Annotated in this window: 29 protein-coding genes; 16 read left to right on the top strand and 13 right to left on the bottom strand. The window is 67.2% G+C overall.

Annotation, left to right across the window (positions count from 1 at the left end):
- Window positions 1–14 precede the first annotated feature (14 nt).
- Window positions 15–1,040 (bottom strand): uroporphyrinogen decarboxylase, encoded by a 1,026-nt coding sequence (hemE, locus tag B0I00_RS13080; protein WP_100867867.1) that lies wholly within the window; start codon window positions 1,038–1,040, stop codon window positions 15–17.
- Between the two features lie 318 nt (window positions 1,041–1,358).
- Here hemE and B0I00_RS13075 point away from each other — a divergent pair, with 318 nt between their 5' ends.
- From B0I00_RS13075 to B0I00_RS13035, 9 genes are all read left to right on the top strand, one after another.
- Entirely contained in the window at window positions 1,359–2,189 is an 831-nt protein-coding gene (locus B0I00_RS13075; protein WP_100867866.1) for a pyruvate, water dikinase regulatory protein, read from the top strand.
- A complete protein-coding gene (locus tag B0I00_RS13070; RefSeq protein WP_100867865.1) occupies window positions 2,186–2,773 on the top strand; it encodes a Maf family protein in 588 nt (195 codons plus the stop codon). The genes B0I00_RS13075 and B0I00_RS13070 overlap by 4 nt, the downstream gene beginning before the upstream one ends.
- Window positions 2,770–3,627, top strand: coding sequence for a shikimate dehydrogenase family protein (locus tag B0I00_RS13065; protein ID WP_100867864.1), 858 nt, complete (start codon window positions 2,770–2,772; stop codon window positions 3,625–3,627). Before B0I00_RS13070 ends, B0I00_RS13065 begins: the two co-directional genes overlap by 4 nt.
- On the top strand, window positions 3,624–4,223 hold the full coding sequence (gene coaE, locus B0I00_RS13060) for a dephospho-CoA kinase (protein WP_100867863.1): 600 nt from the start codon (window positions 3,624–3,626) through the stop codon (window positions 4,221–4,223). The genes B0I00_RS13065 and coaE overlap by 4 nt, the downstream gene beginning before the upstream one ends.
- 36 nt (window positions 4,224–4,259) lie before the next feature.
- Window positions 4,260–4,958 (top strand): DNA polymerase III subunit epsilon, encoded by a 699-nt coding sequence (gene dnaQ, locus B0I00_RS13055; protein ID WP_269800245.1) that lies wholly within the window; start codon window positions 4,260–4,262, stop codon window positions 4,956–4,958.
- A 40-nt stretch (window positions 4,959–4,998) separates the two neighbouring features.
- Window positions 4,999–5,565 (top strand): ribosome hibernation-promoting factor, HPF/YfiA family, encoded by a 567-nt coding sequence (hpf, locus tag B0I00_RS13050; RefSeq protein ID WP_100867861.1) that lies wholly within the window; start codon window positions 4,999–5,001, stop codon window positions 5,563–5,565.
- A gap of 125 nt (window positions 5,566–5,690) precedes the next feature.
- Complete coding sequence (locus tag B0I00_RS13045) at window positions 5,691–6,152, top strand: PTS sugar transporter subunit IIA (protein ID WP_100867860.1); 462 nt, start codon at window positions 5,691–5,693, stop codon at window positions 6,150–6,152.
- 27 nt (window positions 6,153–6,179) lie between these two features.
- Window positions 6,180–6,521: a DUF1491 family protein gene (locus B0I00_RS13040; protein WP_100867859.1), complete on the top strand. Its 342-nt coding sequence runs from the start codon at window positions 6,180–6,182 to the stop codon at window positions 6,519–6,521.
- Window positions 6,522–6,766: 245 nt separating this feature from the next.
- Window positions 6,767–7,372, top strand: a complete 606-nt coding sequence (locus tag B0I00_RS13035; protein ID WP_332870775.1) for a cell wall hydrolase — start codon at window positions 6,767–6,769, stop codon at window positions 7,370–7,372.
- A 54-nt stretch (window positions 7,373–7,426) separates the two neighbouring features.
- Here the strand turns inward: B0I00_RS13035 and xth are convergent, their stop codons facing one another.
- The 3 genes from xth to B0I00_RS13020 are packed head-to-tail and all read right to left on the bottom strand — an operon-like array spanning window position 7,427 to window position 8,996.
- Complete coding sequence (xth, locus tag B0I00_RS13030) at window positions 7,427–8,200, bottom strand: exodeoxyribonuclease III (RefSeq protein ID WP_100867857.1); 774 nt, start codon at window positions 8,198–8,200, stop codon at window positions 7,427–7,429.
- Window positions 8,200–8,532: an iron-sulfur cluster insertion protein ErpA gene (gene erpA, locus B0I00_RS13025; protein ID WP_408635239.1), complete on the bottom strand. Its 333-nt coding sequence runs from the start codon at window positions 8,530–8,532 to the stop codon at window positions 8,200–8,202. Before erpA ends, xth begins: the two co-directional genes overlap by 1 nt.
- Window positions 8,533–8,567: 35 nt before the next feature.
- Window positions 8,568–8,996 (bottom strand): CBS domain-containing protein, encoded by a 429-nt coding sequence (locus B0I00_RS13020; protein ID WP_100867856.1) that lies wholly within the window; start codon window positions 8,994–8,996, stop codon window positions 8,568–8,570.
- 103 nt (window positions 8,997–9,099) lie between these two features.
- Here B0I00_RS13020 and B0I00_RS13015 point away from each other — a divergent pair, with 103 nt between their 5' ends.
- Entirely contained in the window at window positions 9,100–9,387 is a 288-nt protein-coding gene (locus B0I00_RS13015) for a hypothetical protein (protein WP_100867855.1), read from the top strand.
- On the opposite strand, the gene B0I00_RS13010 is transcribed toward B0I00_RS13015, so the two are convergent.
- From B0I00_RS13010 to B0I00_RS12990, 5 genes are all read right to left on the bottom strand, one after another.
- A complete protein-coding gene (locus B0I00_RS13010) occupies window positions 9,375–9,752 on the bottom strand; it encodes a (2Fe-2S) ferredoxin domain-containing protein (RefSeq protein WP_100868140.1) in 378 nt (125 codons plus the stop codon). The two genes, B0I00_RS13015 and B0I00_RS13010, sit on opposite strands and share 13 nt — an antisense overlap.
- Window positions 9,737–11,857 carry a S9 family peptidase gene (locus B0I00_RS13005; RefSeq protein WP_100867854.1) on the bottom strand — a complete coding sequence of 707 codons (2,121 nt, stop codon included), beginning with the start codon at window positions 11,855–11,857 and terminating at the stop codon, window positions 9,737–9,739. Before B0I00_RS13005 ends, B0I00_RS13010 begins: the two co-directional genes overlap by 16 nt.
- Before the next feature lie 68 nt (window positions 11,858–11,925).
- Complete coding sequence (locus tag B0I00_RS13000; protein ID WP_100867853.1) at window positions 11,926–12,396, bottom strand: DUF2497 domain-containing protein; 471 nt, start codon at window positions 12,394–12,396, stop codon at window positions 11,926–11,928.
- Between the two features lie 40 nt (window positions 12,397–12,436).
- A complete protein-coding gene (locus B0I00_RS12995) occupies window positions 12,437–13,861 on the bottom strand; it encodes a TolC family outer membrane protein (protein WP_100867852.1) in 1,425 nt (474 codons plus the stop codon).
- Window positions 13,862–13,863: 2 nt separating this feature from the next.
- Entirely contained in the window at window positions 13,864–14,451 is a 588-nt protein-coding gene (locus B0I00_RS12990; protein WP_232730238.1) for a protein-L-isoaspartate O-methyltransferase family protein, read from the bottom strand.
- Between the two features lie 155 nt (window positions 14,452–14,606).
- Here B0I00_RS12990 and B0I00_RS12985 point away from each other — a divergent pair, with 155 nt between their 5' ends.
- Genes B0I00_RS12985 through B0I00_RS12960 form a run of 6 tightly spaced genes read left to right on the top strand, consistent with a single transcriptional unit; the run spans window position 14,607 to window position 20,279 of the window.
- Entirely contained in the window at window positions 14,607–16,130 is a 1,524-nt protein-coding gene (locus tag B0I00_RS12985; protein WP_100867851.1) for a fumarate hydratase, read from the top strand.
- 30 nt (window positions 16,131–16,160) lie between these two features.
- The gene (locus B0I00_RS12980; RefSeq protein ID WP_332870774.1) at window positions 16,161–17,489 is read left to right on the top strand and encodes a sensor histidine kinase; all 1,329 of its coding nucleotides are present in this window, start codon (window positions 16,161–16,163) and stop codon (window positions 17,487–17,489) included.
- Window positions 17,482–18,228, top strand: a complete 747-nt coding sequence (locus B0I00_RS12975; protein ID WP_100867849.1) for a LytR/AlgR family response regulator transcription factor — start codon at window positions 17,482–17,484, stop codon at window positions 18,226–18,228. The genes B0I00_RS12980 and B0I00_RS12975 overlap by 8 nt, the downstream gene beginning before the upstream one ends.
- A gap of 37 nt (window positions 18,229–18,265) precedes the next feature.
- On the top strand, window positions 18,266–18,532 hold the full coding sequence (locus B0I00_RS12970) for a hypothetical protein (protein WP_100867848.1): 267 nt from the start codon (window positions 18,266–18,268) through the stop codon (window positions 18,530–18,532).
- Between the two features lie 38 nt (window positions 18,533–18,570).
- A complete protein-coding gene (locus tag B0I00_RS12965; protein ID WP_100867847.1) occupies window positions 18,571–19,422 on the top strand; it encodes a diacylglycerol kinase family protein in 852 nt (283 codons plus the stop codon).
- Window positions 19,419–20,279, top strand: coding sequence for a metallophosphoesterase family protein (locus tag B0I00_RS12960; RefSeq protein ID WP_100867846.1), 861 nt, complete (start codon window positions 19,419–19,421; stop codon window positions 20,277–20,279). Before B0I00_RS12965 ends, B0I00_RS12960 begins: the two co-directional genes overlap by 4 nt.
- Before the next feature lie 67 nt (window positions 20,280–20,346).
- On the opposite strand, the gene rpsI is transcribed toward B0I00_RS12960, so the two are convergent.
- The 4 genes from rpsI to B0I00_RS12940 all read right to left on the bottom strand — a co-directional run bounded on the left by rpsI (window position 20,347) and on the right by B0I00_RS12940 (window position 23,431).
- Entirely contained in the window at window positions 20,347–20,838 is a 492-nt protein-coding gene (rpsI, locus tag B0I00_RS12955) for a 30S ribosomal protein S9 (protein WP_100867845.1), read from the bottom strand.
- A complete protein-coding gene (gene rplM / locus B0I00_RS12950) occupies window positions 20,838–21,317 on the bottom strand; it encodes a 50S ribosomal protein L13 (protein WP_100868138.1) in 480 nt (159 codons plus the stop codon). The genes rpsI and rplM overlap by 1 nt, the downstream gene beginning before the upstream one ends.
- 169 nt (window positions 21,318–21,486) lie before the next feature.
- Window positions 21,487–22,203: a hypothetical protein gene (locus B0I00_RS12945; RefSeq protein ID WP_100867844.1), complete on the bottom strand. Its 717-nt coding sequence runs from the start codon at window positions 22,201–22,203 to the stop codon at window positions 21,487–21,489.
- Between the two features lie 130 nt (window positions 22,204–22,333).
- Window positions 22,334–23,431: a COX15/CtaA family protein gene (locus B0I00_RS12940; protein WP_100867843.1), complete on the bottom strand. Its 1,098-nt coding sequence runs from the start codon at window positions 23,429–23,431 to the stop codon at window positions 22,334–22,336.
- Window positions 23,432–23,531: the final 100 nt, after the last annotated feature.

The following is a 23,531-nucleotide window of genomic DNA, read 5'->3' as shown; positions in this document are numbered from 1 at the left end:
AGCAACAGGTGTGCCTATCGGCGCCAAGCCCTGACAATCGAGAGGAGATGGCCGACATTCTCCACCGGCGTCGTCTGGCCGATTCCATGCCCCAGATTGAACACGTGCGGTCGGTCTGCAAAGGCATCCAGCACCCGCCGCGCCTGCCGTTCCAGCTCGGCTCCGCCCGCCAGCAGCAGAAGCGGGTCGAGGTTGCCCTGAACCGGCAGCCCCGCCGGCAGGCTGCGCGCCGCCCAGATCGGATCGACCGTTTCGTCGATCCCGACCGCATCGACCCGCGTTTCGCGGGCATAGGCGTCGAGCTTCTCGCCCGCGCCTTTCGGAAAGCCGATCACGGGAACGTCAGGGAAGCGCTGCTTGAGCGCCGTCACGATTGCGGCGTTGGGCGCTATGACCCACCGTTCGAACTCGGCCGGCGCAAGGCTGCCCGACCAGCTGTCGAACAGCTGCACCGCTTCTGCCCCAGCAAGGATCTGTCCGCCAAGATAGTCGACCGTGACCGCCGCGATCGCGTCGATGATCGTCTGGAACGCGACCGGATCGCGGTAGGCCATCGCCCGTGTCTCGTGCTGGTCGCGGCTGCCCTCGCCGTTGACCATGTAGGTGGCGACCGTCCAGGGACTTCCGGCAAAGCCGAGCATGGTCTTGTCGGCGGGAAGCGCGGCGCGCACGAGCTTGACCGTCTCGTAGATCGGCAGCAGCCGTTCCGGCACGGCGTGAAGCGCGCTCAGCGCCGCATCGGCCAGCCGCGGCGACAGGTGCGGCCCTTCGCCCACCAGGAACTCCAGGTCCTGCCCCATGGCATAGGGCACGATGAGGATGTCGGAGAACAGGATCGCCCCGTCGAAGCCGAAGCGGCGGATCGGCTGCAGGGTGATCTCGGCCGCGGCCTCGCTGTCGTATACCAGCGGCAGGAAGCCCCCTTTCTGGGCCCTCAGAGCACGGTATTCCGGCAGATAGCGCCCCGCCTGGCGCATCAGCCAGACCGGCCGCTCGGTCGCGTTTTCACCGCGCAGGGTACGAAGGAGCAAACCGGGCATCGGACGATTCCTATTCAAAACAAGAAGATTCTTAAAAGGATTCTGTAAGTTGTTGGGCTGTGGAAAGCGGGGACGAGCGGCCCTTGCCCGATTTGTGCCGGACTGAACAGGGCCAAGGCTGACGCCGAATCCCGATGGCCCCGCGTCAAGCGCAAGCTGTCCACGCTATCCCCAGCCTGTGGGGAACAGTTTCCACCTGTCCACAAGAGTCCCGCTGACAAGCCGGAAGCGGGCAGCGAATCCTCTCCCGAACTTGTGCCCATGGCAGTCCCGTGGTTTATGCCCCCGACTGTCCACAGGGCCTCCGTTCGACCCGTCATGCCGCGCCTGCACCTGCACCTCTTGTCGGATTCCACCGGCGAAACGCTCGAGATGATCGCCAAGGCGGCGCTCGCGCAGTTCGAAGGCGCCGACGTGTCGCGCCATTTCTGGCCGATGGTACGCAGCCAGCAGCATCTCGACCGGATCATGGCCGAAATCGCCAGCAACCCCGGGGTGGTCTTCTTCACCCTGGTCAATGCCGAAACGCGGGCCCGGCTTGAGGAACAATGCGCCGCGCTCGGCCTGCCGATCGTGCCCGTGCTCGATGCCGCAGTCGAAGCGCTCGAAGGGGCGCTCGGCCAGCACCCAAAGGCGCGACCCGGCCGCCAGCACATGATGGACGAGGCCTATTTCGCACGTGTCGACGCCATCCAGTTCACCATCGCCCACGACGACGGGGTGCAGTGGGAAGACTGGGAAGAGGCCGATATCGTCCTGGCCGGCGTTTCGCGCAGTTCGAAAACCCCGACCAGCATCTACCTGGCCAACCGCGGCTACAAGGTGGCCAATATCCCGATCGTGGTCGAAAGCCCCCCGCCGCCCGAGCTGTTCGGCTTGAAGCACCCGCTGGTCGTCGGTCTGACCACCGCGCCCGAACGCCTGATCCAGGTGCGCCGCAACCGGCTCCTCTCGCTCAACCAGGCGCCCGAGACCGCCTATGTCGATGAGGACCGCGTGGCCCGCGAAGTGCAGTTCGCCCGCCGCATGTTCGCCGACAACGATTGGCCGGTGATCGACGTCACCCGCCGCTCGATCGAGGAAGCGGCGGCAGCGATCATCAACCTTTTCAACGAATTCAAGGCGGCGCGGGAGATAGGCCCTTCATGACCCTGATCCTCGCCTCGCAAAGTGCCTCGCGCCGCGCCATGCTGACCGCAGCGGGCGTGGACCACAGTGCCGTGCCAGCCGATCTCGACGAGCGATCGATCGAGGCGGGCCTTGCCGGCTCTCCGCCGCAGGATATCGCGCTCGCCCTGGCTGTGGCCAAGGCGGATGCGGTGGCACGCCTGCATCCCGGCGCGCTGGTGCTGGGCAGCGATTCGCTGGTCGAGATCGGCGGACGCCGCTTCGACAAGCCGCGCAGCCGCGCCGAGGCCGCTGAACACCTGCGCTTCTTCTCGGGCAAGGAGATGCAGCTACACTCCGCCGCCGCACTGGCCAGAGACGGAGCCGCCGTCTGGCAGCACTGCGATACCGCGCGGCTCGCGGTGCGCGAGCTCTCGGAGGCTTTCATCGCCGGTTACCTCGACCATGAGTGGCCGGCCGTCGCTGGCTGCGTCGGCGTGTTCCGCATCGAGGCGCGCGGCGTGCAATTGTTCGAGGCGGTCAGCGGCGATCATTACACCGTGCTCGGCATGCCGCTGCTTCCTGTCCTGCGTGCGCTGCGCGACAACAAGGCGATTGCGGCGTGACGCGCCCCTATGCCGAGGTCATAGGCGATCCCATCGTCCAGTCGAAGTCGCCCGCGATCCACACCTTCTGGCTCGGCAAGCTGGGTATCGCGGCGGACTATCGCGCCTGCCACGTCCTCTCCGATGGCCTCGAGACTTATCTCGCCGACCGCCGGGCAGACCCGGCCTGGCGCGGCTGCAACGTCACCATGCCGCACAAGGAGGCGATCATGCCGCTGCTCGACCGGCTGGACGACGAGGCCAGCGCCGTCGGCGCGGTCAACACCGTCTTGCGCGCGGGTGACGGGACGCTGACCGGGACCAACACCGATCTTGCCGGCTTCCTCGAGCCGCTGCAGCCGCTGCTCGCCGCGCCGCACCTGTTCCGCATGGCACGGGTGTTCGGCGCCGGCGGCGCGGCACGGGCGATCATCGCGGCGCTGGCGCGAAACGGCTTCGCCACGGTTCTGGCCGCGCGCGATCCTGCCAAGGCCCAGGCCCTGCTCGACGAACTGGGCCGCGGCAACGACAACCATGCGGTCGCCCTGTCACACTTCGCCCCGCCGACCGACTTCGCCTTCGACGACCGCGAGGGCATTCTCGACCTCGTCGTCAACGCCAGCCCCCTCGGCATGGCCGGGCACGAGCCGCTGGCGCTCGATTTCAGCCACGTCCCGCCGGGCAGCGTGGTCTACGATGTCGTTACCCATCCGCTCGACACGCCGCTGCTGGTCGCGGCGCGCGAACGCGGGTTCGAGACGGTCGATGGCCTCGCCATGCTGATCGGCCAGGCTGCGGTCGCTTTCGAGCGGTTCTTCGGGCAACCCGCGCCGCGCCAGGATGACGCCGAACTGCGCGAAATCCTGACCCGATGAGCAAGCCCTTCATCCTCGGGCTCACCGGATCGATCGGCATGGGCAAGTCGGCGGTGGCGGCGATGTTCCGGGGGCTGGGCGTGCCGGTGTTCGATGCCGATGCCGCAGTCCACGAATTGCAGGGACCCGGCGGGGCCTGCGTCGCGCCGATCGAGCGGGCCTTTCCCGGCACGACCGGTCCGCAGGGCGTCGACCGCCAGAAGCTCGGTGCCGCCGTGTTCGGCAACCCGCAAGCGCTCAGACTGCTTGAATCGATCGTTCATCCCGAGGTGGCCGAAATGCGCCGCGCTTTCCTCGCGGACAACGCCGAGGCGGCCCTGATCGTCTTCGATATACCGCTGCTGTACGAGAAGACCGGGCAGCACGGGCTCGATGCCGTGGCTGTGGTGTCGGCGCCGACCAAGGTCCAGCGCGCCCGTGTGCTGGCTCGCCCCGGCATGACCGAGGAAAAATTCCAACAGATCCTGAAACTTCAGGTGCCCGACGCCGAAAAGCGCGCCCGCGCCGATCACGTCATCGACACCGGGGTGGCGCTGGCTGACACCCGCCACGCGGTGCAACGCCTCGTCCACGCGATAACCGGGGCCGAAAAATAGCCCCCTGCCCCCTTGCGCAGCCGCGCCGAGAGGCAGATATCTCACGTGATGCGTGAAATCATCTTCGATACCGAGACCACCGGCCTAGATCCCAAGACCGGTGACCGCATGGTGGAAATCGGCTGTATCGAAATGGTCAACCGGGTCGCAACCGGGCGCACGTTCCACGCGTATTTCAACCCCGACCGCGACATGCCCGCCGCGGCCGAAGCGGTCCACGGCCTTTCGATCACCTTCCTGTCCGACAAGCCCCGCTTCCACGAACGCGCCGCCGAATTGCTCGAGTTTGTCGGTGACAGCCCGCTCGTCGCGCACAACGCCGGCTTCGACTTCGGCTTTCTCAATACCGAGCTCGAAATGTGCGGGCTCGACCCCGTCGATCGCGGCCGCATGATTGACACTGTCGCGCTCGCCCGCGTGCGCCATCCCGGCGCCAAGCTCAGCCTCGACGCGCTGTGCACCCGCTATGGCATCGATCGCAGCCACCGCACCCTGCACGGCGCCCTGCTCGACGCCGAATTGCTCGCGCAGGTCTACGTCGAGCTGACCGGCGGGCGCCAGATCGGCCTCCACCTGGCCGAAGAAACGGTCGATACCATCGTTGCCGCCGCCGTCACCCTGACTGTGCGCGAACGCCCCCTTCGCCCCGCCCGGCCCCACCGGCCGAGCGAGGCGGAACTGGCGGCCCACGCCGCCTTCCTCGAAACGGTCAAGGCGCCGCTCTGGCTGTCCTGACCCGCGTTTTCGGGGTTTTGAAGACAGGAGTATGTGATCCATGGATATTCGCGTTTCAGGCCACCAGGTGGAAACCGGCGAAGCGTTGCAGAGCCACGCGACCGAGCGGCTTTCCGCCATTGTCGACAAGTACTTCGGCCAGGCGTTGTCCAGCACCGTCACCTTCAACCGCGCTCCCGCCAACGCCTTCCGCTGCGATATCGTGACCCATGCGATGCAAGGCCTGGTCCTGAAGGGCGCGGGGATTGCCCAGGACGCGCATGTCGCGCTCGATCAGGCGGCGGAAAAGATCGACAAGCAGCTGCGACGCTACAAGCGCCGGATCAAGGACCGCCACGAACAGCACAGCCATGCCGCCAGGGCCGAGGAAGCAGCCTATACCGTGTTCGAGGAACCCGATCACACGGCCGAGGAAGTCAGCATCGATGCCCCGGTGGTCATTGCCGAAACCCGGGTCGACGTGCCTGAAACCACCGTCTCGGACGCGGTCATGATGCTCGACCTCAGAAATACCAACGCGCTGCTGTTCAAGAACGCCGGGACCGGACGCCACAACATGGTCTACCGGCGCGGCGACGGATCGATCGGCTGGGTTGAACCTTCCTGACGATCGGTATAAAGGCGCGCGCACTTTCCGGGGGGTGAGGAGACGGGAACCGTGGCGGACCATTCGCCGTTGTTCACTGTATCCGCGCCCCCTTTCGCTTGAACAAGAATCGAAGCGCTGTTGAAATGACTGCCCTTTTCACCCTTTCCCACGACGCCGTCGGCACGATTTCCGCCGATAGCAAGCAGGCGATACTGCGCCGTCTCGCCGAACGATTCGCCGCTGTCTACGGGCTGGACGGAGATCTGGTTCTCGAAAGGATCGAGGAACGGGAAAAGCTTGGCAGCACCGGCTTTGGCCGCGGCGTGGCGATTCCGCACGCGCGCCTGCCCGATCTGAGCCGCCCGGTCGCCGTGTTCTTCCGCCTCGATGCGCCGGTCGGGTTCGACGCGGCCGATGGGATGCCGGTGGACATGGTCTTCGGGTTGCTATCGCCCGAGAATTCGGGCGCGGCGCACCTGCACGCGCTGGCCGCGATCAGCCGGATGATGCGCGACGAGGCGATGCACGACGCGCTGGGCGAAGCGCCGGGCGCCGAAGCGCTTTACGGCCTGCTGGCCAATTCGATCGACCGCGACGCGGCCTGAACGCCAGCGCGGCCGGGAAATCAGACGATCGAACCTCGCCTTCCCGCCCATCTCGAAGTTGCCGGCCTGATTCGCGCGGTCGAGGCCGCGGGCGGCTTTGCCGTGGTTGTCGCGAAGGGTGAACGCGAAGCCGGTACGCTCCTCGTGTTAACCATCGCGAGGGGCGAAAACGCGCGGCTCTACGAGCGGATGCCCGATGCGCAAGGGCATCGGAAATGGCATCTGGTGATGGCGGAAACGGCCGAAAATAGTTCTAAAATCAATGATTTCCTTAACCGCCGGCGAAGCCAGGACCCCGATTTGTGGATCGTGGAACTGGATATCGCGAATGGTGAACGGTTCATCGGATTGTCGGGAACCCTCGATTGACTCTGTTGCACTGCGGAATCTAGAGGCGCGCACCTTTTGTTTGTGCGCAGGCGGCGTGGAAAAGCAGCTCGGCTTTTTTCGCTAGCACGCAGACGGGGGACAGCCGGCAGGGCTCCGCTGGTATCGCCTGGGATCACCGATCCCCTTCGATCCGACCCTGACCTGGCGCGTCCACCGCCCAATACGACGGACGAATGAGCCGCAAGCTTAACAAAGCCAGTGCCCTTGCAGTGGCCGCAACGATTATGACACTCGTTTTCAGCGCCGACGGTTCGGGCGCTGCAGCCCAGGCGGTAAAGGCCGGCGCTGCGATCCAGGAACCGACTTCCGACGCCGCGATCCTGGTCACCACTCCGCAAGTGCCGGCCGCGGTCACCGAAGGTACGGTTCCTGAAGCCGAATCGGTCGTCGAAGCTCTCCCAGTTCCCGCCCCCAAGGCTGCCTCACTGGCCGCGCTGGTCGCCGCACAGCCCAAGGCTGCGGACCTGTCGCGCGAACTGAACTGCCTGGCCGGCGCGATCTATTTCGAAGCGAAGAGCGAATCGCTCGCCGGGCAGCTTGCCGTCGGGCGCGTGATCGTCGCCCGGTCGAAGTCGGGCCGCTTCCCCGAATCCTACTGCGGCGTGGTGTTCCAGCGCTCGCAGTTCAGCTTCGTGCGCGGATCGGCCATGCCGGCGATCCCCAAGGCGTCGAAGCAGTGGAAGAACGCTGCGGCGATCGCGCAGATCGCTCACGAAGGCAGCTGGAAGAGCCCGGCCGAAGGCGCGCTGTTCTTCCACGCAGCCTACGTCTCGCCCGGCTGGCGCCTGAAGCGGCTGGCCCGCGTCGACAACCACGTCTTCTACCGCTGAGGCTTTTCGCGCTTTGCGAACGGATCAGCGGGCCCCTCGTGGCCCGCTTTTTCGTCACACCCGGAAGGTGAACCAGACCGGGGCGTGATCGCTGGCCTTTTCGCGGCCGCGATGATCCTTGTCGACGCCGCAGGCGATCAGCCGGTCGGCCAGCTCGGGCGACAGCAGGGCGTGGTCGATGCGGAAACCGTGATCGCGCTGCCAGGCGCCGGCCTGGTAATCCCAGAAGGTCCAGGCGCCGCCCTGCGGGTTGTGCAGCGCGAGGGCATCGGTCCAGCCGTCGGCCATCAGGCGGGCATAGGCATCGCGTGATTGCGGTTGCATCAGCGCGTCGCTGGCCATGGCCGCCGGTGACCAGACGTCCTTGTCGGTCGGGATCACGTTGTAATCGCCCAGCACGATGGCGGGGACTTCCTCGGCCGCGATTTCCCGCATTCGCGCGCGCAGCCGTTCCATCCAGCGCAGCTTGTAATCGAACTTGGGACCCGGCTGCGGGTTGCCGTTGGGCAGGTAGATGCAGGCTACTCGCGTGCCGAAGACATCCGCCTCGATGTAGCGGGAGTGGTCGTCCTCGTCCTCGCCCGCCAGGCCGCGCTGGATCTCGACCGGGGTCGTGCCATCGGCCAGGATGGCAACGCCGTTGAAGCTTTTCTGGCCGTGCCAGATCGCATGATAGCCGATCTTCTCGAACTCGGCGGCGGGAAAGCCGTCGTCCTGGGTCTTTATTTCCTGCAGGCAGGCAACCGCCGGGCGCGTTTCCTCGAGCCATTCGAGCAGCCGTGGCAGGCGGGCCTTGATCCCGTTGATGTTGAACGTGGCAATCTTCATCAGATGGCGAAGGACGAGCCGCAGCCGCAGCCGCTGGCCGCGTTGGGATTGGTCACCTGAAAGGCCGAACCGCCCAATGATTCGACGAAATCGACCGTGCTTCCCGCGACGAGGTCGAGGCTGACCGGATCGACCACCAGAGTCGCTTCGCCTGCCTCGACCACGAGATCGTCGGCTTCGGCGGACTCGGCCAGGCCGAAGCGGTACTGAAAGCCTGAGCAGCCCCCGCCTTCGACCGCGAGGCGCAGGATCGCCGGTTTGCCCTGCTTGGCAGCGATCGCGGCGACGCGCGCGGCGGCAGAGGGGCTGAGTGTCATGGTCTGCATGTCCATCGGCCCGATGTAGGGCGTCAGGCCGCCAGCAGCAACTAGGCGCTCTGGATATAGCTGCGCATCGCCTCGGCTTCGGCGACGATGTTGTCGATGCGATATTTGACGAGATCGCCGATCGAGACGAAGCCGACGATCTGGTCTCCCTCGATCACCGGCAGGTGGCGGATGCGGCGGCGGGTCATCAGGCCGAGCGCGTCGAGTACGCCCGTCTGCCGGTCGACCGTGATCGCGGGCGAGGTCATGACGTCGCACACTTTCCTCTCGAGCATCGCCGGGCCATGCGCGGCAAGCTGGCGGACCACGTCGCGTTCCGAAAAGATGCCGGCCACTACGCCCTTGTCCAGCACAGGCAGGGCGCCAATCCGCTTCTCGGCAAGGATCGCGACTGCTTCGGCAACGCTGGTCCCGCTTTCGCAGCTGATGATGGCGATGCTGCGTCCCCCGATCAGCCGTCCGATCGTCATGGCGCGTCTCCCACTATTGTCTTGGCGCCGATGATGGCACGCTTCCGTCCCATTTGCCAGCGCGACCCTTGCCAGACCCGGTCCGCGGGACCATGGGATCGTCATGACGCGCTCCCCGCTCGACAATGCCGACGACGCCCGCTTTGCCTGGGACCGTTTTCGCCGCATGATGCGCGGCTGGGCCCTGGCTTCGGCCGTGGTCTCGCTCGCCGTGCTGGCCTGGTTCTTCGGCCAGTACGGGCTGCTGTCGATCCACTTCTATATTGCCGCGGCGATGGGCATCGGCGCCATGATCATGCTGACCGGCGCGCTGATGAGCCTCGTGTTCCTGTCGTCGGGTACGGGCCACGACGAGGCGGTGCGCGATTTCGACCGCGATCAGGAGGGGTAGAGGCGGTAATCCTCGACCGGGATGCCGCCGACGAGGTGCTCCTGGATGATCCGCTCGAGCACCTCTTCGGTGCAGGAATGGTAATAGACACCTTCCGGCCAGACGACCGCGATGGGGCCGGCCGCGCAGATCCGCAGGCAATCGGCCTTGGTCCGGGCGATCCCGACATCGCCGTCGAGGTCGAGCTGCTTGAGCCGCTTCTTGAGGTATTTCCACGCCGGGGTGCCCTGGCTGCGCGAACAGCATTCGCCCTTTTCCGGTTCGGCGCAGAGGAAGATGTGGCGGCGCACATTGTCGCCGCCGATCTTGCGCAGCGCGCTTCGCGCCTTGTCGATCTCCTCCCCCCGGCTCACTTCTTCAGCCATCGGCCGAGCCAGTCGAACACGGTGTTGTGCCACTGGAGCGAGTTCCTGGGCTTAAGCACCCAGTGATTTTCGTCGGGGAAGACCAGCAGTTCGGCCGGCACGCCCTTGCGCTGCAGGGCGGTATAGGCGCCAAGGCCCTGCGAATAGGGAATGCGGAAATCCTTTTCGCCCAGGACCACCAGCATCGGCGTCTTCCAGTCGGCGACATGGTTGACCGGGTTCCACTTTTCGTAGGCGGCGGGGTCTTCGTAATACGGTTTGCCGCCGTGTTCCCATTCGTCGAACCACAGCTCTTCGGTCGAATAGGCCATCGCGCGCGAATCGAACACGCCGTTGTGGTTGACCAGGCACTTGAAGCCGTCGGCCCATTTGCCCTGGATCCAGTTCATCATGTAGCCGCCGTAGCTTGCCCCCATGGCGCAGGCGTTGGCCGGATCGACCTGCGCGTCGAGGCGCGCGGCGGCGGCGAAGCCCTTTTGCAGGTCCTCGAGCGGCTTGCCGCCCCAGTCCTGGTTGATCGAATCGGTGAAGGCCTGGCCGTATCCCGTCGAGCCGTGGAAATCGATCGCCACCACGGCGTAGCCCTGGCTGGCGACGACGCGTGGGTTCCAGCGGGTCGACCAGGCGTCGTTGAAACTGCCCTGTGGCCCGCCGTGGACATAAAGGATCGAGGGCAGCTTGCCGGTCAGCCCGGCGGGCTTGGTGACATAGCCCCAGACCGTGTCGCCGTTGGCGCCGGCAAAGCTGAAGCGCTGGGTGACCACCGGCGCGCGCGCGGCCAGGGCCGTGGTCCCCACGTCCGTCAGCCGCACACCGCGCTTGCCCTTGGCCGCGACGTACAGTTCGGCCGGTCCGGCGATCGAATCGCGCGTGAAGACCAGCCGCCCGTCCTTGAGCGGAATGACCGTGCCGATGTGCCCTTCGCGCTTGGCGTCGGGCGACAGGGCGAGCCGGGTGACCTTGCCGGCCAGGTCGACGCGGAACACAGGATTGTCGAGGACGTCGTTGGCGGTAACCAGCAGCGTTCTTGAATCGGGGCTCCACGCGATCGAGGCGACCGAACGATCCCAGGCCTGGGTCAGCGCGCGCACCTCGCCCGTCTGCAGATTGCGCAGGGTCAGGACCTGCCGGTCGGCCTCGTAACCCGGGCGGGCCATGGCGGCATAGGCCAGCCACTTTCCGTCGGGCGAGGCGGCGGGCAGCGTGTCGGTGGCCTTGTTGCCTTCGGTCAGGTTGTGCGGCGCCGAGCCGTCGAGCGGGCTGTGCCAGACATCGAGATTGGTCGACAGCGGCTCGTGGCGGTCGGCCTGGCGCGCGACGAAGAACACGCTTTTCGAATCGGCTGCCCACGACAGCTCTTCGCCGCCGCCGAAGGTCTTGGTCGGAGTATCGCCGGTCAGCGTGCCGACCGGTCCGTCGAGCGCGACGACACGATCGCCCGCCACGCCCTTGGCGTCGAGATCGACCATGAAGGCGCGGCTGTAGTTGCCGGGCGTCTCCCAGGCGTCCCAATGCCGCACGAAACCGCTGCCGTCGCGGTAGAGCCTGCCGGTGCCCGGGCCGGGCAGCGCGGCGTTGCCGTCCTTGTCGCAGCCCAGCGTCGGGCAATCGCGGGCGACATCGCCCCAGACCAGCAGGCGCTTGCCATCGGGCGAGAGCTTGAAACCGGCAACGTCGGCCTTGAAGCTTGTCACCTGGCGGGCCGCAGCCGCCGCCGCCGCGCCGCCTGCGGGCAGTGCCCAGACCTGCGTCTTTGCGCCGTCGGGCGCGGCCTGGCCAGGCGCCACGCTGGCAAGGACATAGAGTGTACCGTCAGGGCCATAGGCGGGCTCGCTGGCGCCGTCCCAGAACGGCGCGCCGCCCTGCCCGGCCTTCGCCAGCGAAACGATCTGCAGCCGGGCGGTGCGCTTGTAGCTGGCGGGATCGGTGGTGGTCACGGTGATCGCGGCGGTCTTGCCGTCGGGCGCCGCAGCGACCGTGCCGAGCCGGGCCAGGGTGACAAGGTCCTGCGCGCTCATCGGCTCTGCCGATTGCGCCTGGGCGGTTGCGGGGACAAGGGCGGTGGCCGCGCAGAGCGTCGCGGCAAGCGTGATCAATGGCTTCATGGGCGGCAGGGATAGCCGTCCCGGTGCTGAAGGCAAAATGAATTGGCGCCGCAAACCGCGCCCGGCGCTCAGACCTTCTTGCCGACAATCCGCGCGATTTCGGCGGCCACCATACGTTCGACCAGCGGCGGCAGGTTCTTGTCGAGCCAGTCGGCCAGCATCGGCCGCAGCAGGTCGCGGGTCAGCCCCTCGAGCGAGGTTTCGCCCGAACGGACGATCTGCGGTGCTGCGGGCGGTTCGGCCAGCATGGCCAACGCGGTCAGCGAATCGCGCATCGAAGTGGCCGCATCCTCGGTCAGCAGCGGGCGGTCGGGTGCCGGTTCGCCATCTTCGACATCGTCGAAGTCGACCAGTTCGGCCTCGGCCAGGTCGAACACCTCGTCCGCGACCGGCTGGTCGAGCGGGGCGGGCTGCGCAACCGGATTGCGGTCCTCGCGCTCCTTGCGGTCGTCGATGGTGGCGGCGCGATTATCGCGCGCGATCACTTTCTTGATCGATTCGAGGATCTCCTCGACCGATGGTTCTCCAGCCTGGCGCATTGCCCCGTTACCCCCAGCTGTCCCGGTTGGGACCGATTCACTATTTGGTAACTGAACCGTCCTGCGCTTTTGTGTCAACGGTGCGCGTCGACTGCGGTTTGGGCGCCGGGTCGCTTTGCCAGTCCCAGATGATATTTTTGACACGGTCGTAGTTCACCTGCGGATCGTAGAGCGGTCCACCGTCGAGACCGAGGTCGCGGGCTTCGGCCTTGCCCATCGCCGACAGCAGGTTGAACCCGGCGACATAGGCGTTGCGGCGGGCCGTAACCAATTGAACCTGCGCGTTAAGCAGTTCCTGTTCGGCGTTGAGGATGTCGAGAATGGTGCGGTTTCCGACCGTGTTTTCCGCCCGCACGCCTTCAAGACTGAGGCTGGCCGCATCGACCGCGCTTTGCGAAGAGGTGATCAGCGCCTGCGAGGCCTGCCACTGGGCAAAGGCCGACCGGGTGGCGGCGATAACCTCGCGCTCGATCCCGATCTCCTGCTCGAGCGTCGCGCCTTCGCGGGCCTGGGCCTGGCGGCGCTGGGCCGCGGGCAGTCCGCCCTGGAACAGCGGGATCGAGGCGCGCACGCCGATCGCCGCACTGCTGCTCGACTGGACCGCGCCGGGGAGCTTGTTGGAGCCGAGCGAATCGGACCGGTCGACACCGGTGAAGACGCTGACCGTGGGCAGGCGCCCGGCGCCGGCAACCCGCGTGTCGAAGCCGGCAGCGCGGCTGCGCTCCTTGGCGGCGATCAGGTCGGGGTTGCTTACAAGCGCGGTCGCCACGGCGGCATCGACCGAGGCGGGCAAGCCCGGCAGGGGCGGCGGCGGCTGGAGATCGACCGGTTCCTTGCCGACGACCTGGATATAGCGCTCGCGCGCCGAAATCAGCTGCGCCTCGGCCGAGCGGGCCTGCCCTTCGGCGAGCGCCAGGCGCGACTGCGACTGGGCGACGTCGGTGCGGGTGAGGTCGCCGATCTCGAACCGGTCACGGGTGGCCTGCAGGTTCACGCCGAGCGCACGGCTGTTGGTACGGTTGAGGTTGACCACCGCCTGCGCCGTGATCACGTCCATGTAGGCGGCGACGACCTGGCTGAATACGCCCGATTCGGCGGCGCGCAGATCGGCCTGGCCGGCAGCGACCCGGACCCGCGCGGCGCGGATCGAGTTCTTGATCGCTCCGCCGGCATAGACCGGCATGCCGACATCGACGCCGAGCGACAGGTTGCGGTCGGGCGCCAGCGGGCTCGAATCGCTGTTGTGCAGGAACTCGGTATAGGTGGCCGAACCATCGACCGAAGGCAGCGAGGCGGAACGCGCGATCGGCACGCCTTCGTCCACTGCGCGCTGCTGGGCCCGGGCGGCCTGCAATTGCGGGTTGCCGTTGTAGGCCATGGTCAGCGCCTCGCGCAGGTCGTCGGCAAGCGCCGGCGACGCAACGAAGGCCATCCCTGCAAGCAGGGCCAAGCGCGATGCGCGCATAATCAGAAGCTCCAGCTCTTGGGGGTGGCGAAATCGGACAGGATGGGAATTCCCATGTCGGCAACCGGCAGCAGGGCGATGCTGCCGCCGACCTTGCGCCCGGCCGCAAGCCGGGTCACGCCGCGTTCGACCAGGCCGGTGACGATCCGGCCGCCATCGGCAAGAGCGGCTGCGAGCCCCTGCGGCAGGTGTTCCACGGCGCCGTCCACCAGCACCAGGTCATAGGTTCCGGTGACGCCGCGGGCGGCATCGGCAGCGGGAACCACGGTCACGTCGGAGGCGATTGTGCGGGTCAGCGCGGCAAGGTAGTCGCTGCCGCAGCCCACGATCAGCACCTTGTCGTCGGCGCGGAGCGCGGCTTCGGTCAGCATGCGGCCGTGGACCAGCGGGGCAGGCAGGGCGCGGCCGCCATCCAGTGGCAGGGCCCGGTCGATATAGGCGTGGCCGCGCGCCGCAGCGGGGACGAAATCCTCGCGCGGGATCGATCCCATCGCGGCGAGCAGCCATTCGTCGTTGACGCCGCTGGGGCGCAACTGGCTGTCGATCATGGCCTTGCGGGCGGCAGAACTGTCGAGAGTGGCGACGGTCATTCGGTCTGTCCTTCGATGCGGACTGTATTACACATGCAAAACAGTATGGCAACCGCCCTGCAATTCCGCCATAAATCCCCTTACAGCGGCTTTGACGACTGGCTTGTGCTGCGCCTATGGGGCGGCGACTGCGAGTTCAAGAGGGAAATCGGCGAATGACCGACATGGTGACCATCAACGAACAGGATCTGATCGACAGCGTGGCCGACGCGCTGCAGTACATCAGCTATTTCCACCCGATGGATTACATCCGCGCGCTGGGCGACGCCTACGAGGCCGAACAGGGCCCGGCAGCCAAGGATGCGATCGCCCAGATCCTGACCAACAGCCGCATGTGCGCCGAAGGGCACCGCCCGATCTGCCAGGACACCGGCATCGTCAATGTCTTCATCAAATGGGGCATGGACTGCCGCCTCGACACGCGCCGATCGTTGCAGGACGTGGTCGATGACGGGGTGCGCAAGGCCTACCTCAACCCCGACAACAAGCTGCGCGCCTCGGTCCTCGCCGATCCCGCCTTCACCCGCCGCAACACCAAGGACAACACGCCCTGCGTGCTTCATGTCGAGATGGTCCCTGGCGCAGCGGTGTCGATCGATGTCGCGGCCAAGGGCGGCGGCAGCGAGAACAAGTCCAAGTTCAAGATGATGAACCCGAGCGATTCGATCGTCGACTGGGTGATCGAGATGCTGCCCCAGATGGGCGCGGGCTGGTGCCCGCCGGGCATGCTCGGGATCGGCATCGGCGGCACCGCCGAACACTGCATGCTGCTGGCCAAGCAGGCGCTGATGGAGCCGATCGACATGGCGCAGCTCAAGCAGCGCGGGGCGAAGACCGACATCGAAGCGCTGCGCATCGAGATCTTCGACAAGGTCAACGCGCTGGGCATCGGCGCGCAGGGTCTGGGCGGGCTGTCGACCATCCTCGACGTCAAGATCATGGACGCGCCGTGCCATGCTGCGGGCAAGCCGGTGGCGATGATTCCCAACTGCGCCGCCACGCGCCACGCCCACTTCACGCTGGACGGCTCGGGGCCGAGTTTCCTCGAAACCCCCAAGCTCGACGAATGGCCCGACGTGCACTGGACCCCCGACAAGGCGGCCAGGCGCGTCAACCTCGACGCCCTGACCCGCGAGGAGGTCGAAAGCTGGAAGCAGGGCGACCGCCTGCTCCTGAACGGCAGGATGCTGACCGGACGCGACGCGGCGCACAAGCGCATCCAGGACATGCTGGCCAAGGGCGAGGCGCTGCCGGTCGATTTCCGCGGCCGCGCAATCTACTATGTCGGTCCGGTCGATCCGGTGCTGGGCGAAGTGGTCGGGCCGGCGGGGCCGACGACGGCGACCCGCATGGACAAGTTCACCGACATGATGCTCGATCTCGGGCTCCTGACCATGATCGGCAAGGCCGAACGCGGGCAGGGCGCGGTCGATTGCATCGCCAAGCACAAGGTGGCCTACCTGATGGCGGTCGGCGGCGCCGCCTATCTGGTGTCGCGCGCGATCCGCGAATCGAGGGTCATCGCCTTCGAGGATCTCGGCATGGAAGCGATCTACGAGTTCACGGTCGAGGATATGCCGGTGACCGTTGCGGTCGATAGCGAAGGCAACAACGTCCACCGCCTTGCCCCGCTGGTCTGGCAGGAAAAGATCGCCAAAGAGGGCCTCCTTTCGACCTGATCCGCTTCGACCAACCACGCGGCTGCGTCGATGAAGCGACTGGCGTGGTGGGTCTGCGGTCGGGTAGATGTCGGCGCAATGGAGGATAGTACCGCCCTGCCGCGCGTTCCGGCGCGCGTCGTCATCGCTTCGGCGGTGGGGCTGTGGCTGGCTTACTTTGCGATCGCGACTTTGCGCGGCTGGCTGGTCGGGCTCGAACTTTACGACGCCTTGCTGTGGCGCCGCGCCTTCGTGATCCTGGCCTCGATGGGGGTGACCCTGGGCCTTTGGCCGCTGCTGCGCCTGCTCGATCCGCGACCCCTGTGGGAAAAGTCGCTGGCAGTCCTGCTGGTCGCCCTGCCCGCTTCGCTTGCCCTGGCCCTGATCAACCAGTGGACCTTCGCCTCGATAGAAGAGCAGGCGACCGCGCAGATCGGCGCGCGCGATGGCCTGCGCATCCGCAGCGACGAGGCCGGCAATCTGCTGGTCGATCCGCTCGACCGCGAGGAAGAAGCGGCGAGCGAGCCCGCGCCATCGGCCCCGCCGGTGATCGAGCAGCCTTCGCCCACGGTCCCGACCATCGCCCAGCAGGAGCAGAAGGACCAGGAACCGGTCATCACGATCGATGCCCGGACCCGCGACGACATTCGCTGGCGCCAGCTCGTCGACGTGGCGCTGGGCCGCTATTTCCTGCTGCTGGCCTGGGCGGCGCTCTATTACGCGCTGGTCAACGCCGAGCAGGCCCGTGCCGCCGAGCGGCGCGAGGGCGAATACCGCCGCGCGGCCAAGGCGGCCGAACTGCGCTCGCTGCGCTACCAGGTCAATCCGCACTTCCTGTTCAACACGCTCAATTCGCTGTCGGCCCTGGTGATGACCGGCAAGGGCGACGCGGCGGAGCGGATGATCCAGTCGCTGTCGAGCTTCTACCGGCGCAGCCTGGCCGGCGATCCCACCGCCGATCATTCGCTCGAGCAGGAACTGGCGCAGCAGCGCCTCTACCTCGAGATCGAAGGCGTCCGCTTTCCCGACCGCCTGCGCGTGGCGATCGCCATGCCCGACGACCTTGCCGATGCAAGCGTTCCCGGCATGATCCTGCAGCCGCTGGTCGAGAACGCCGTCCGCTACGGCGTGTCGGCGGTGACCCGGCCCGTCACGGTCTCCATCGCCGCGCGCAGCGAAGGTGATGCCCTGATCCTCGAGGTGGGCGACGACGGCCTCGGCGCTTCAGGCGAAGCGGCCAAGGGCTTCGGCATCGGCCTAGCCAACGTGCGTGACCGCCTGGCCGCGCGTTATGGCGAAGCGGCCGATCTTTCCGCCGGACCTCGCCCCGACGGGGGGTGGTCCACCCAGCTTCGCTTGCCGCTGGAACGCCATGGCTGACACCGCCCCCTTGCGCACCCTGATCGTCGACGACGAGCCGCTCGCTCTCGAACGAATGCAGCACATCTGTCGCACCCTTCCCACGCTCGATGTGGTCGGCACGGCGCAGGACGGCGCGTCCGCTCTGCACGCGATCCGCCAACTGGGCCCAGACCTCGTCCTGCTCGACATGACCATGCCCGAGCTCGACGGGCTGGCCGTCGCCCGCGCGCTGCTCGACGGGGCCAAGAGCCCGGCGATCATCTTCGTCACCGCGCACGACAGTTTCGCGGTCGAGGCGTTCGATCTCGATGCGGTCGACTATGTGCTCAAGCCCGTCACGCCCGAGCGGCTCGAACGCGCGATCGCCCGTGCCGCGGCGCGGCGCGGCAGCCGGGCGGCGGGGCAGGGGACCTGGCTGACCGAATTCTGGGTGCCCAACCGGTCCGAACTGCTGCGCATAGCCGCCGCCGACGTGAGCCGGATCGATGCCGAACGCGATTACGTGCGACTGCACGTGGCGCAGAAGGACGGGACGGCGCGCAGCTACCTGATGCTGCAGACGGTGTCGGGGCTGGAAGCGCGGCTCGATCCGGACAAGTTCATCCGCCTCCACCGTTCGACCATCCTGCGCCGCGATCGCATTGCCGGGCTGCGCCACGACGGCCTCGGCGTATGGTCGGCGGAACTGGATGACGGGACCACGGTGCGCATCGGCCGCACCTACCTCGCCAAGGCGAAGGCCATGGCCGGGCGCTGATATTGCCAAGCGCGGTCTGGCCCCTAAGGGTAGGGCGATGGCGCTGATCCTGACCTTCCTGTTCGGCGTGGCGAACTTCATCCTGCACCGGGCCGTGCTGGACAGCGGGCATCCGCTGCTCGAAACGATGGCCGGCTTCTTCCAGTTGATGGGCGGACGCGCGGCCTTCGTGCTCGAGTTCGCGCTGCTGCTCGGCGCGATGCTGCTGGTCGGCCAGGGGCGCGAGGGTTGGGCCTGGTTCTACGCCGCCTATACCGGCGCCAATGCCCTGGCCGCCTGGCTGATCCTGAGCGGTCGGGTCTAGCCGGAACAAGCCCGCATTTCGCCGGTTAAGAGCGGGTCATGACGCCTTCCGACACTCTCTGGCTCGTCGTCAATCCCGCGAGCGGCAGCAACGACGATGCCGCGCGCGATGCGCTCATCGCCGCCCTGAACAAGGCCGGGCGAAGGCCGGCAAGGATCGTAGATATCACGACCGACCCCGACCTTTCGCCGGACCGGCTTGATGCAGACGGGGTGACCACGCTGGCGATCTTCACCGGCGACGGATCGATCAATTCGGTGCTGTGCCGGGTCGAGGGGTGGGGCGGGCAGGTCCTCGTCCTGCCGGGCGGCACGACCAATCTTCTGGCCAAGGCGCTCCACGGCGAAGAGGTCACTGCCGACAGCGTGATCGCCGATCTCGCCGCGGGCCGCCTGCAGCCCACGCGCCGTCCCTGCATCACCTACAGCGGCGGCAAGGCGGTGTGCGAACTGCTGGCGGGACCGGGCGCCACCTGGAGCGACGTGCGCGAGGAGCTGCGCGAGGGCAATCTGGTCGCCGTGGCCCAGACCGCGGTCGAGGCGGCCAAACAGACCAGCGGCGGTGCGCTCGTCCGGCTGCGCGATCCCGAACTCGGCAAGCCGGAGGGCTATGGCGGCGTCCGTCTGGTCCCCGAGGAGCATGGCATCGTCGTCGATGGCTATGGGGCCGACAGCGTGGCGGACTACATCAGGCAGGGGCTGGCCCTGTTGCGCCGCAACTTCCGCGAAGGGCCGCACGACGAGCTGGGAGCCCATCCGGTGATCCACTGCGAAACCGTTGACGGGGCCGACATGGACCTGATGATCGACGGCGAACGCGCCAGCGGCAACCCGGTCGAGACGTTTTCGCTTGCGCCCTTGGCGGTCGATCTGCTTGCACCGGTGCGATGACCCGGCAACGCCTGACCCTGTTCCATGTAAGCGACCTGCACTTCGGCCTGGAAGACAAGCGCGCCCTGTCGTTCTTCAAGGCCGAACTTGCGCGCGAGAAGCCGGCAGCCGTGCTGATCACCGGTGATCTCACCATGCGCGCACGCCACCGCGAGTTCCGAGCCGCTTGCGAGTGGGTCTCGGCCCTCGACGTGCCGGTGACGGTCGAGGTGGGCAACCACGACATGCCCTATTTCAACCTGATCGAGCGCTTCACCGATCCCTATCGCCGCTTCCGCTCGATCGAAAAGGTGCTCGAAAAGGAACTGCTCCTGCCCGGCCTCGCGGTCATTCCGCTGAAAACCGCGACCCGCGCGCAGTGGCGGTTTCCCTGGTCGAACGGCTGGGTAACGGACAAGGCGCTTGGCGCCTGCTGCGCCGCCCTGGATGCGCTGCCTCCAGGCACCCGCGCGATCGTGACCGCGCACCACCCGCTGACCGAGCGCGATCCGCGGGGCAAGAAGCTGACCATCGGCGGCAACCGCGCGATGGAGGAACTGGCCCGGCGCGGCGTCTTCGCGATCCTGACCGGCCACGTCCATGACGCCTTCGACATCGACCAGCCGACACCGGCCGGGCCCCTGCGGATGATCGGCGCGGGAACGCTGTCGCAGCGTATCCGCTCGACCCCGCCGAGTTTCAATGTGCTCTACGTCGAAGGCGACACGATCACGGTCGATGTGCGCAACTTCAAGGACGTGCCGACGGCGGCCATGCAGATCGACGCCGTGCCTGAGAATGCCCTGCCGCCGCGCCATGCCGGTGACCCGGTGGCGCCGGTGGGCGAAGTGCCGGCAGTCGATCCGCCGGTCCACTGACGAACGCGAAAAGGGGCGGCCCGCTGCCGGACCGCCCCTTTTGATTCCGCCAGGGCGGAAAAAGTGCTTAGCGCTTCGAGAACTGGAAGCTGCGGCGGGCCTTGGCGCGGCCGTACTTCTTGCGTTCGACGACGCGGCTGTCGCGGGTCAGGAAGCCGGCGGCCTTGACGGCGCTGCGCAGGGCCGGTTCGAACTTCGACAGTGCCTGTGCAATGCCGTGCTTGACGGCACCGGCCTGACCCGAAAGACCGCCGCCCTTGACGGTGGCGATCACGTCGTACTGGCCGGCGCGGTCGGCAACCTGGAACGGCTGGTCGATCACGAGGCGCAGGGTCGGACGCGCGAAGTAGACTTCCTGATCGCGGCCGTTGACGACGACCTTGCCCGAACCGGGCTTGATCCAGACGCGGGCCACGGCGTCCTTGCGGCGGCCGGTGGCATAGGCGCGGCCCTGGGCATCGACTTCCTTGTCGCGCAGCGGCGCGGCGGGAGCGGCCGGGGCGGCCGGGACATCGGCAGCGGTGCCGAGTTCAGCGAGATCGTTGAGGGTATCGGACATCAGGCGCCCACCTTGTTCTTGCGGTTCATGGCAGCAACGTCGAGCGGCTGGGGCTGGGTGCCACCATGCGGGTGCTCGGTGCCGGCGTAGAGGTGAAGGGCACGCATCTGCGCCCGGCCCAGGGGCCCGCGCGGGATCATGCGTTCCACGGCCTTTTCAAGCACGCGCTCGGGGAAGCGACCGTCGAGGACCTTGTCCGCGGTGACTTCCTTGATGCCGCCGGCGTAACCGGTGTGCTTGTAGTAGGTCTTCTGCTTGAGCTTGTTGCCGGTCAGACGGACCTTGTCGGCGTTGATCACGACGACATGATCGCCGCAATCGACGTGGGGGGTGAAGCTCGGCTTGTGCTTGCCGCGCAGGTGGTTGGCGATGACCACGGCCAGCCGGCCGACGACCAGACCATCGGCATCGATGAGATGCCACTTCTTTTCCACCTCGGCCGGCTTGATCGACCGGGTGATCTTGCTGAGCGCCTTCATGGCCAGCGTTCCTTCGTGCGAATGGGCGGGCCTGGCGGCGCGCCACGGGAATATGCGAATCCCCGCAAGCTGCGGGAGAAGGCGCGCCATTCGTGCATAGGACCCGCGAAGTCAAGCTTTTCGGCCTGTTTGCGGAGAGGTAAAATAATACCGTGACGCCTCCGGCGCGTCAGCGCGCGGTCAGGCTCCACACCTCTTTCGATACGCGGGTCGAGCCGGCAAGGCGGGTGGTGACGGTCTTCTCGATCCGTTCGGGCAGGCTGCCCTGCAGTGCGGCATCGACCTTGATCGCCAGTTCGATCTCACCCTCGCTCCCGTCGGGAAGCGGCAGGACGCGGCGCTCGCGGCGTTCGCCGGCACGGGCGATGAACAGGTCTGCAGGCATCGTGCCTAAGCCCGCAGCGGCGGTCAGGGTGGCAAGCTGGGCCAGCATCTCGCGCTTGCGGACCTCGGGCAGTCCGGCCTTGTCGGCCACCGCGCCGGCTGCGGCGATGTGCCGTTCGCGCGGCACGGCCGGACCCTTCGTCTGGCTGAGGATCTGGCCGCTCGCATCGAGCATGATCGGAAAGGCGTGGTCGGGCCGGGTCCGTTCGATCTCGGCCAGGGCGTCGAGTTCGGGCGGGGCATCGACCAGCGCCTCGCGCAGCGTGCCGTCGAGGCGAAAGCCTTCGGCCACCGGAACGAAGGTCACGTCGTAGCGCCGGGTGACGACAATGGCGTTGCCGTCCGACAGGAATCGGTAAAGCGTCCGGGTGATCGTTGCCTTGCCGGGCGGATCGAAGCGGCGGGCCTCGGCCTCGCGCGCGGTGGCGGCGGGAACGGCCGCAAGTCCAACCGGGGCCAGGGCCGCGATTCCGGCCAGCAGAAACCCGTGCCGGGCCATCATCAGAGTACCGGTCCGCCGAAGGGATGGAATGAATGCGCCACGTCGATCCTCAGTCGGCCTGCCTGCCGAAACGCCTTACGCGGCAGTTACCATGGTTTACGAGCGCTCGCCATAGCCTTGGTATGTCTACCTAATTCGCCCGATTTGCGGATGCGCCGGCAGGTGTGAGGCTATGGACGCCCCAGACCGTGGCCGCGACCAGCAGCGCGCCGACCAGCTGGTGGAGGCCCGCCAGCCACAGGTTCATGCCGCTCATCACCGTGGCGATTCCCAGCAGGATCTGCGTGCCGAATGCAGCGTGGATGGCCACCGAGGCGGGACGGTGCGCCCGGCGCACCCTGCGCGCCAGCACGACCAGGATCGCCACGAGGGCCCAGGCCCACCAGCGGTGGATGAAATGGACGAGGTAGGGATCGGACACCAGCGCGTGGCCAATCCCTCGCGACCAGTCGATCCCGTCCGGCACCAACCGCCCCTGCATCAGCGGCCAGGCGTCCCAGTTGAGCCAGCCCGATCCGGCGAGGTAGCCGGCGCGCAATCCGGCGAGGAAGGCGCCGTAGACCAGTTGCAGCAACAGCATGGCCAGAACCAGAAGGCCAAACGGGGTGAAGCCCGCCTTGGCCTCGCCCCGCGCCGTGGCGCGCAGATCGAGGGCGGTCCAGACCAGCGCGCCAAGCGTGGTCAGCGCCAGCAGCAGATGCGCCGCGAGGCGCAGATGGCTGACCTTGACGTCCTGGGTCAGGCCCGAGGTTACCATCCACCAGCCGACCGCGCCTTGCAGGCCGCCCAGCGCCAGAAGGCCGAGCAGGCGGGCATGATAGCCGCCTGGTATGGCCTTGCGCACCCAGAACCAGGCCAGTGGCAGGGCAAAGGCCAGCCCGATCGCCCGGCCGAGCAGGCGGTGGAACCACTCCCAGAAGAAGATGAACTTGTAGTCGGCCAGGGTCATGCCGGCCGGGCCATTGACCTCGGTGTATTGCGGGATCTGCTTGTAGGCCTCGAACTCGGCCTGCCACTGCGCCTCGCTGAGCGGGGGCAAGGCGCCGGTGACGGGTTTCCATTCGGTGATCGACAGGCCCGATTCGGTCAGCCGGGTGATGCCGCCTACTGCAACCATCAGCACGACCAGCGCGGCAACGGCGAACAGCCAGCGCGCCAGGGCAAGGGGGCGATGGGACGCCAGGGCCGGGGCAGGGCCCGCGGCGACGGGGGATTCGACCGCGTTCATGGCCCGGCCTGTGATGAACGACGCGGCAAAGCGCAAGTTAAATGCGCCGGTTCGCCGCGCAGAGGTTGTGCGATGGTATGATGTAACATACATGGGCGCG

The sequence above is a fragment of the Novosphingobium kunmingense genome (genome assembly GCF_002813245.1).
GTDB classification, from domain to species: Bacteria; Pseudomonadota; Alphaproteobacteria; order Sphingomonadales; family Sphingomonadaceae; genus Novosphingobium; species Novosphingobium kunmingense.
This window is presented reverse-complemented; position numbering and strand designations above follow the sequence as displayed.

Coding starts and splice junctions, on each gene's coding strand:
- hemE (WP_100867867.1), bottom strand. CDS start 1,040: ATGCCCGGTTTGCTCCTTCGTACCCTGCGCGGTGAAAACGCGACCGAG.
- B0I00_RS13075 (WP_100867866.1), top strand. CDS start 1,359: ATGCCGCGCCTGCACCTGCACCTCTTGTCGGATTCCACCGGCGAAACG.
- B0I00_RS13070 (WP_100867865.1), top strand. CDS start 2,186: ATGACCCTGATCCTCGCCTCGCAAAGTGCCTCGCGCCGCGCCATGCTG.
- coaE (WP_100867863.1), top strand. CDS start 3,624: ATGAGCAAGCCCTTCATCCTCGGGCTCACCGGATCGATCGGCATGGGC.
- hpf (WP_100867861.1), top strand. CDS start 4,999: ATGGATATTCGCGTTTCAGGCCACCAGGTGGAAACCGGCGAAGCGTTG.
- B0I00_RS13045 (WP_100867860.1), top strand. CDS start 5,691: ATGACTGCCCTTTTCACCCTTTCCCACGACGCCGTCGGCACGATTTCC.
- B0I00_RS13035 (WP_332870775.1), top strand. CDS start 6,767: ATGACACTCGTTTTCAGCGCCGACGGTTCGGGCGCTGCAGCCCAGGCG.
- xth (WP_100867857.1), bottom strand. CDS start 8,200: ATGAAGATTGCCACGTTCAACATCAACGGGATCAAGGCCCGCCTGCCA.
- erpA (WP_408635239.1), bottom strand. CDS start 8,532: ATGGACATGCAGACCATGACACTCAGCCCCTCTGCCGCCGCGCGCGTC.
- B0I00_RS13020 (WP_100867856.1), bottom strand. CDS start 8,996: ATGACGATCGGACGGCTGATCGGGGGACGCAGCATCGCCATCATCAGC.
- B0I00_RS13015 (WP_100867855.1), top strand. CDS start 9,100: ATGACGCGCTCCCCGCTCGACAATGCCGACGACGCCCGCTTTGCCTGG.
- B0I00_RS13010 (WP_100868140.1), bottom strand. CDS start 9,752: ATGGCTGAAGAAGTGAGCCGGGGGGAGGAGATCGACAAGGCGCGAAGC.
- B0I00_RS13005 (WP_100867854.1), bottom strand. CDS start 11,857: ATGAAGCCATTGATCACGCTTGCCGCGACGCTCTGCGCGGCCACCGCC.
- B0I00_RS13000 (WP_100867853.1), bottom strand. CDS start 12,396: ATGCGCCAGGCTGGAGAACCATCGGTCGAGGAGATCCTCGAATCGATC.
- B0I00_RS12995 (WP_100867852.1), bottom strand. CDS start 13,861: ATGCGCGCATCGCGCTTGGCCCTGCTTGCAGGGATGGCCTTCGTTGCG.
- B0I00_RS12990 (WP_232730238.1), bottom strand. CDS start 14,451: ATGACCGTCGCCACTCTCGACAGTTCTGCCGCCCGCAAGGCCATGATC.
- B0I00_RS12985 (WP_100867851.1), top strand. CDS start 14,607: ATGACCGACATGGTGACCATCAACGAACAGGATCTGATCGACAGCGTG.
- B0I00_RS12980 (WP_332870774.1), top strand. CDS start 16,161: ATGAAGCGACTGGCGTGGTGGGTCTGCGGTCGGGTAGATGTCGGCGCA.
- B0I00_RS12975 (WP_100867849.1), top strand. CDS start 17,482: ATGGCTGACACCGCCCCCTTGCGCACCCTGATCGTCGACGACGAGCCG.
- B0I00_RS12970 (WP_100867848.1), top strand. CDS start 18,266: ATGGCGCTGATCCTGACCTTCCTGTTCGGCGTGGCGAACTTCATCCTG.
- B0I00_RS12965 (WP_100867847.1), top strand. CDS start 18,571: ATGACGCCTTCCGACACTCTCTGGCTCGTCGTCAATCCCGCGAGCGGC.
- B0I00_RS12960 (WP_100867846.1), top strand. CDS start 19,419: ATGACCCGGCAACGCCTGACCCTGTTCCATGTAAGCGACCTGCACTTC.
- rpsI (WP_100867845.1), bottom strand. CDS start 20,838: ATGTCCGATACCCTCAACGATCTCGCTGAACTCGGCACCGCTGCCGAT.
- rplM (WP_100868138.1), bottom strand. CDS start 21,317: ATGAAGGCGCTCAGCAAGATCACCCGGTCGATCAAGCCGGCCGAGGTG.
- B0I00_RS12945 (WP_100867844.1), bottom strand. CDS start 22,203: ATGATGGCCCGGCACGGGTTTCTGCTGGCCGGAATCGCGGCCCTGGCC.
- B0I00_RS12940 (WP_100867843.1), bottom strand. CDS start 23,431: ATGAACGCGGTCGAATCCCCCGTCGCCGCGGGCCCTGCCCCGGCCCTG.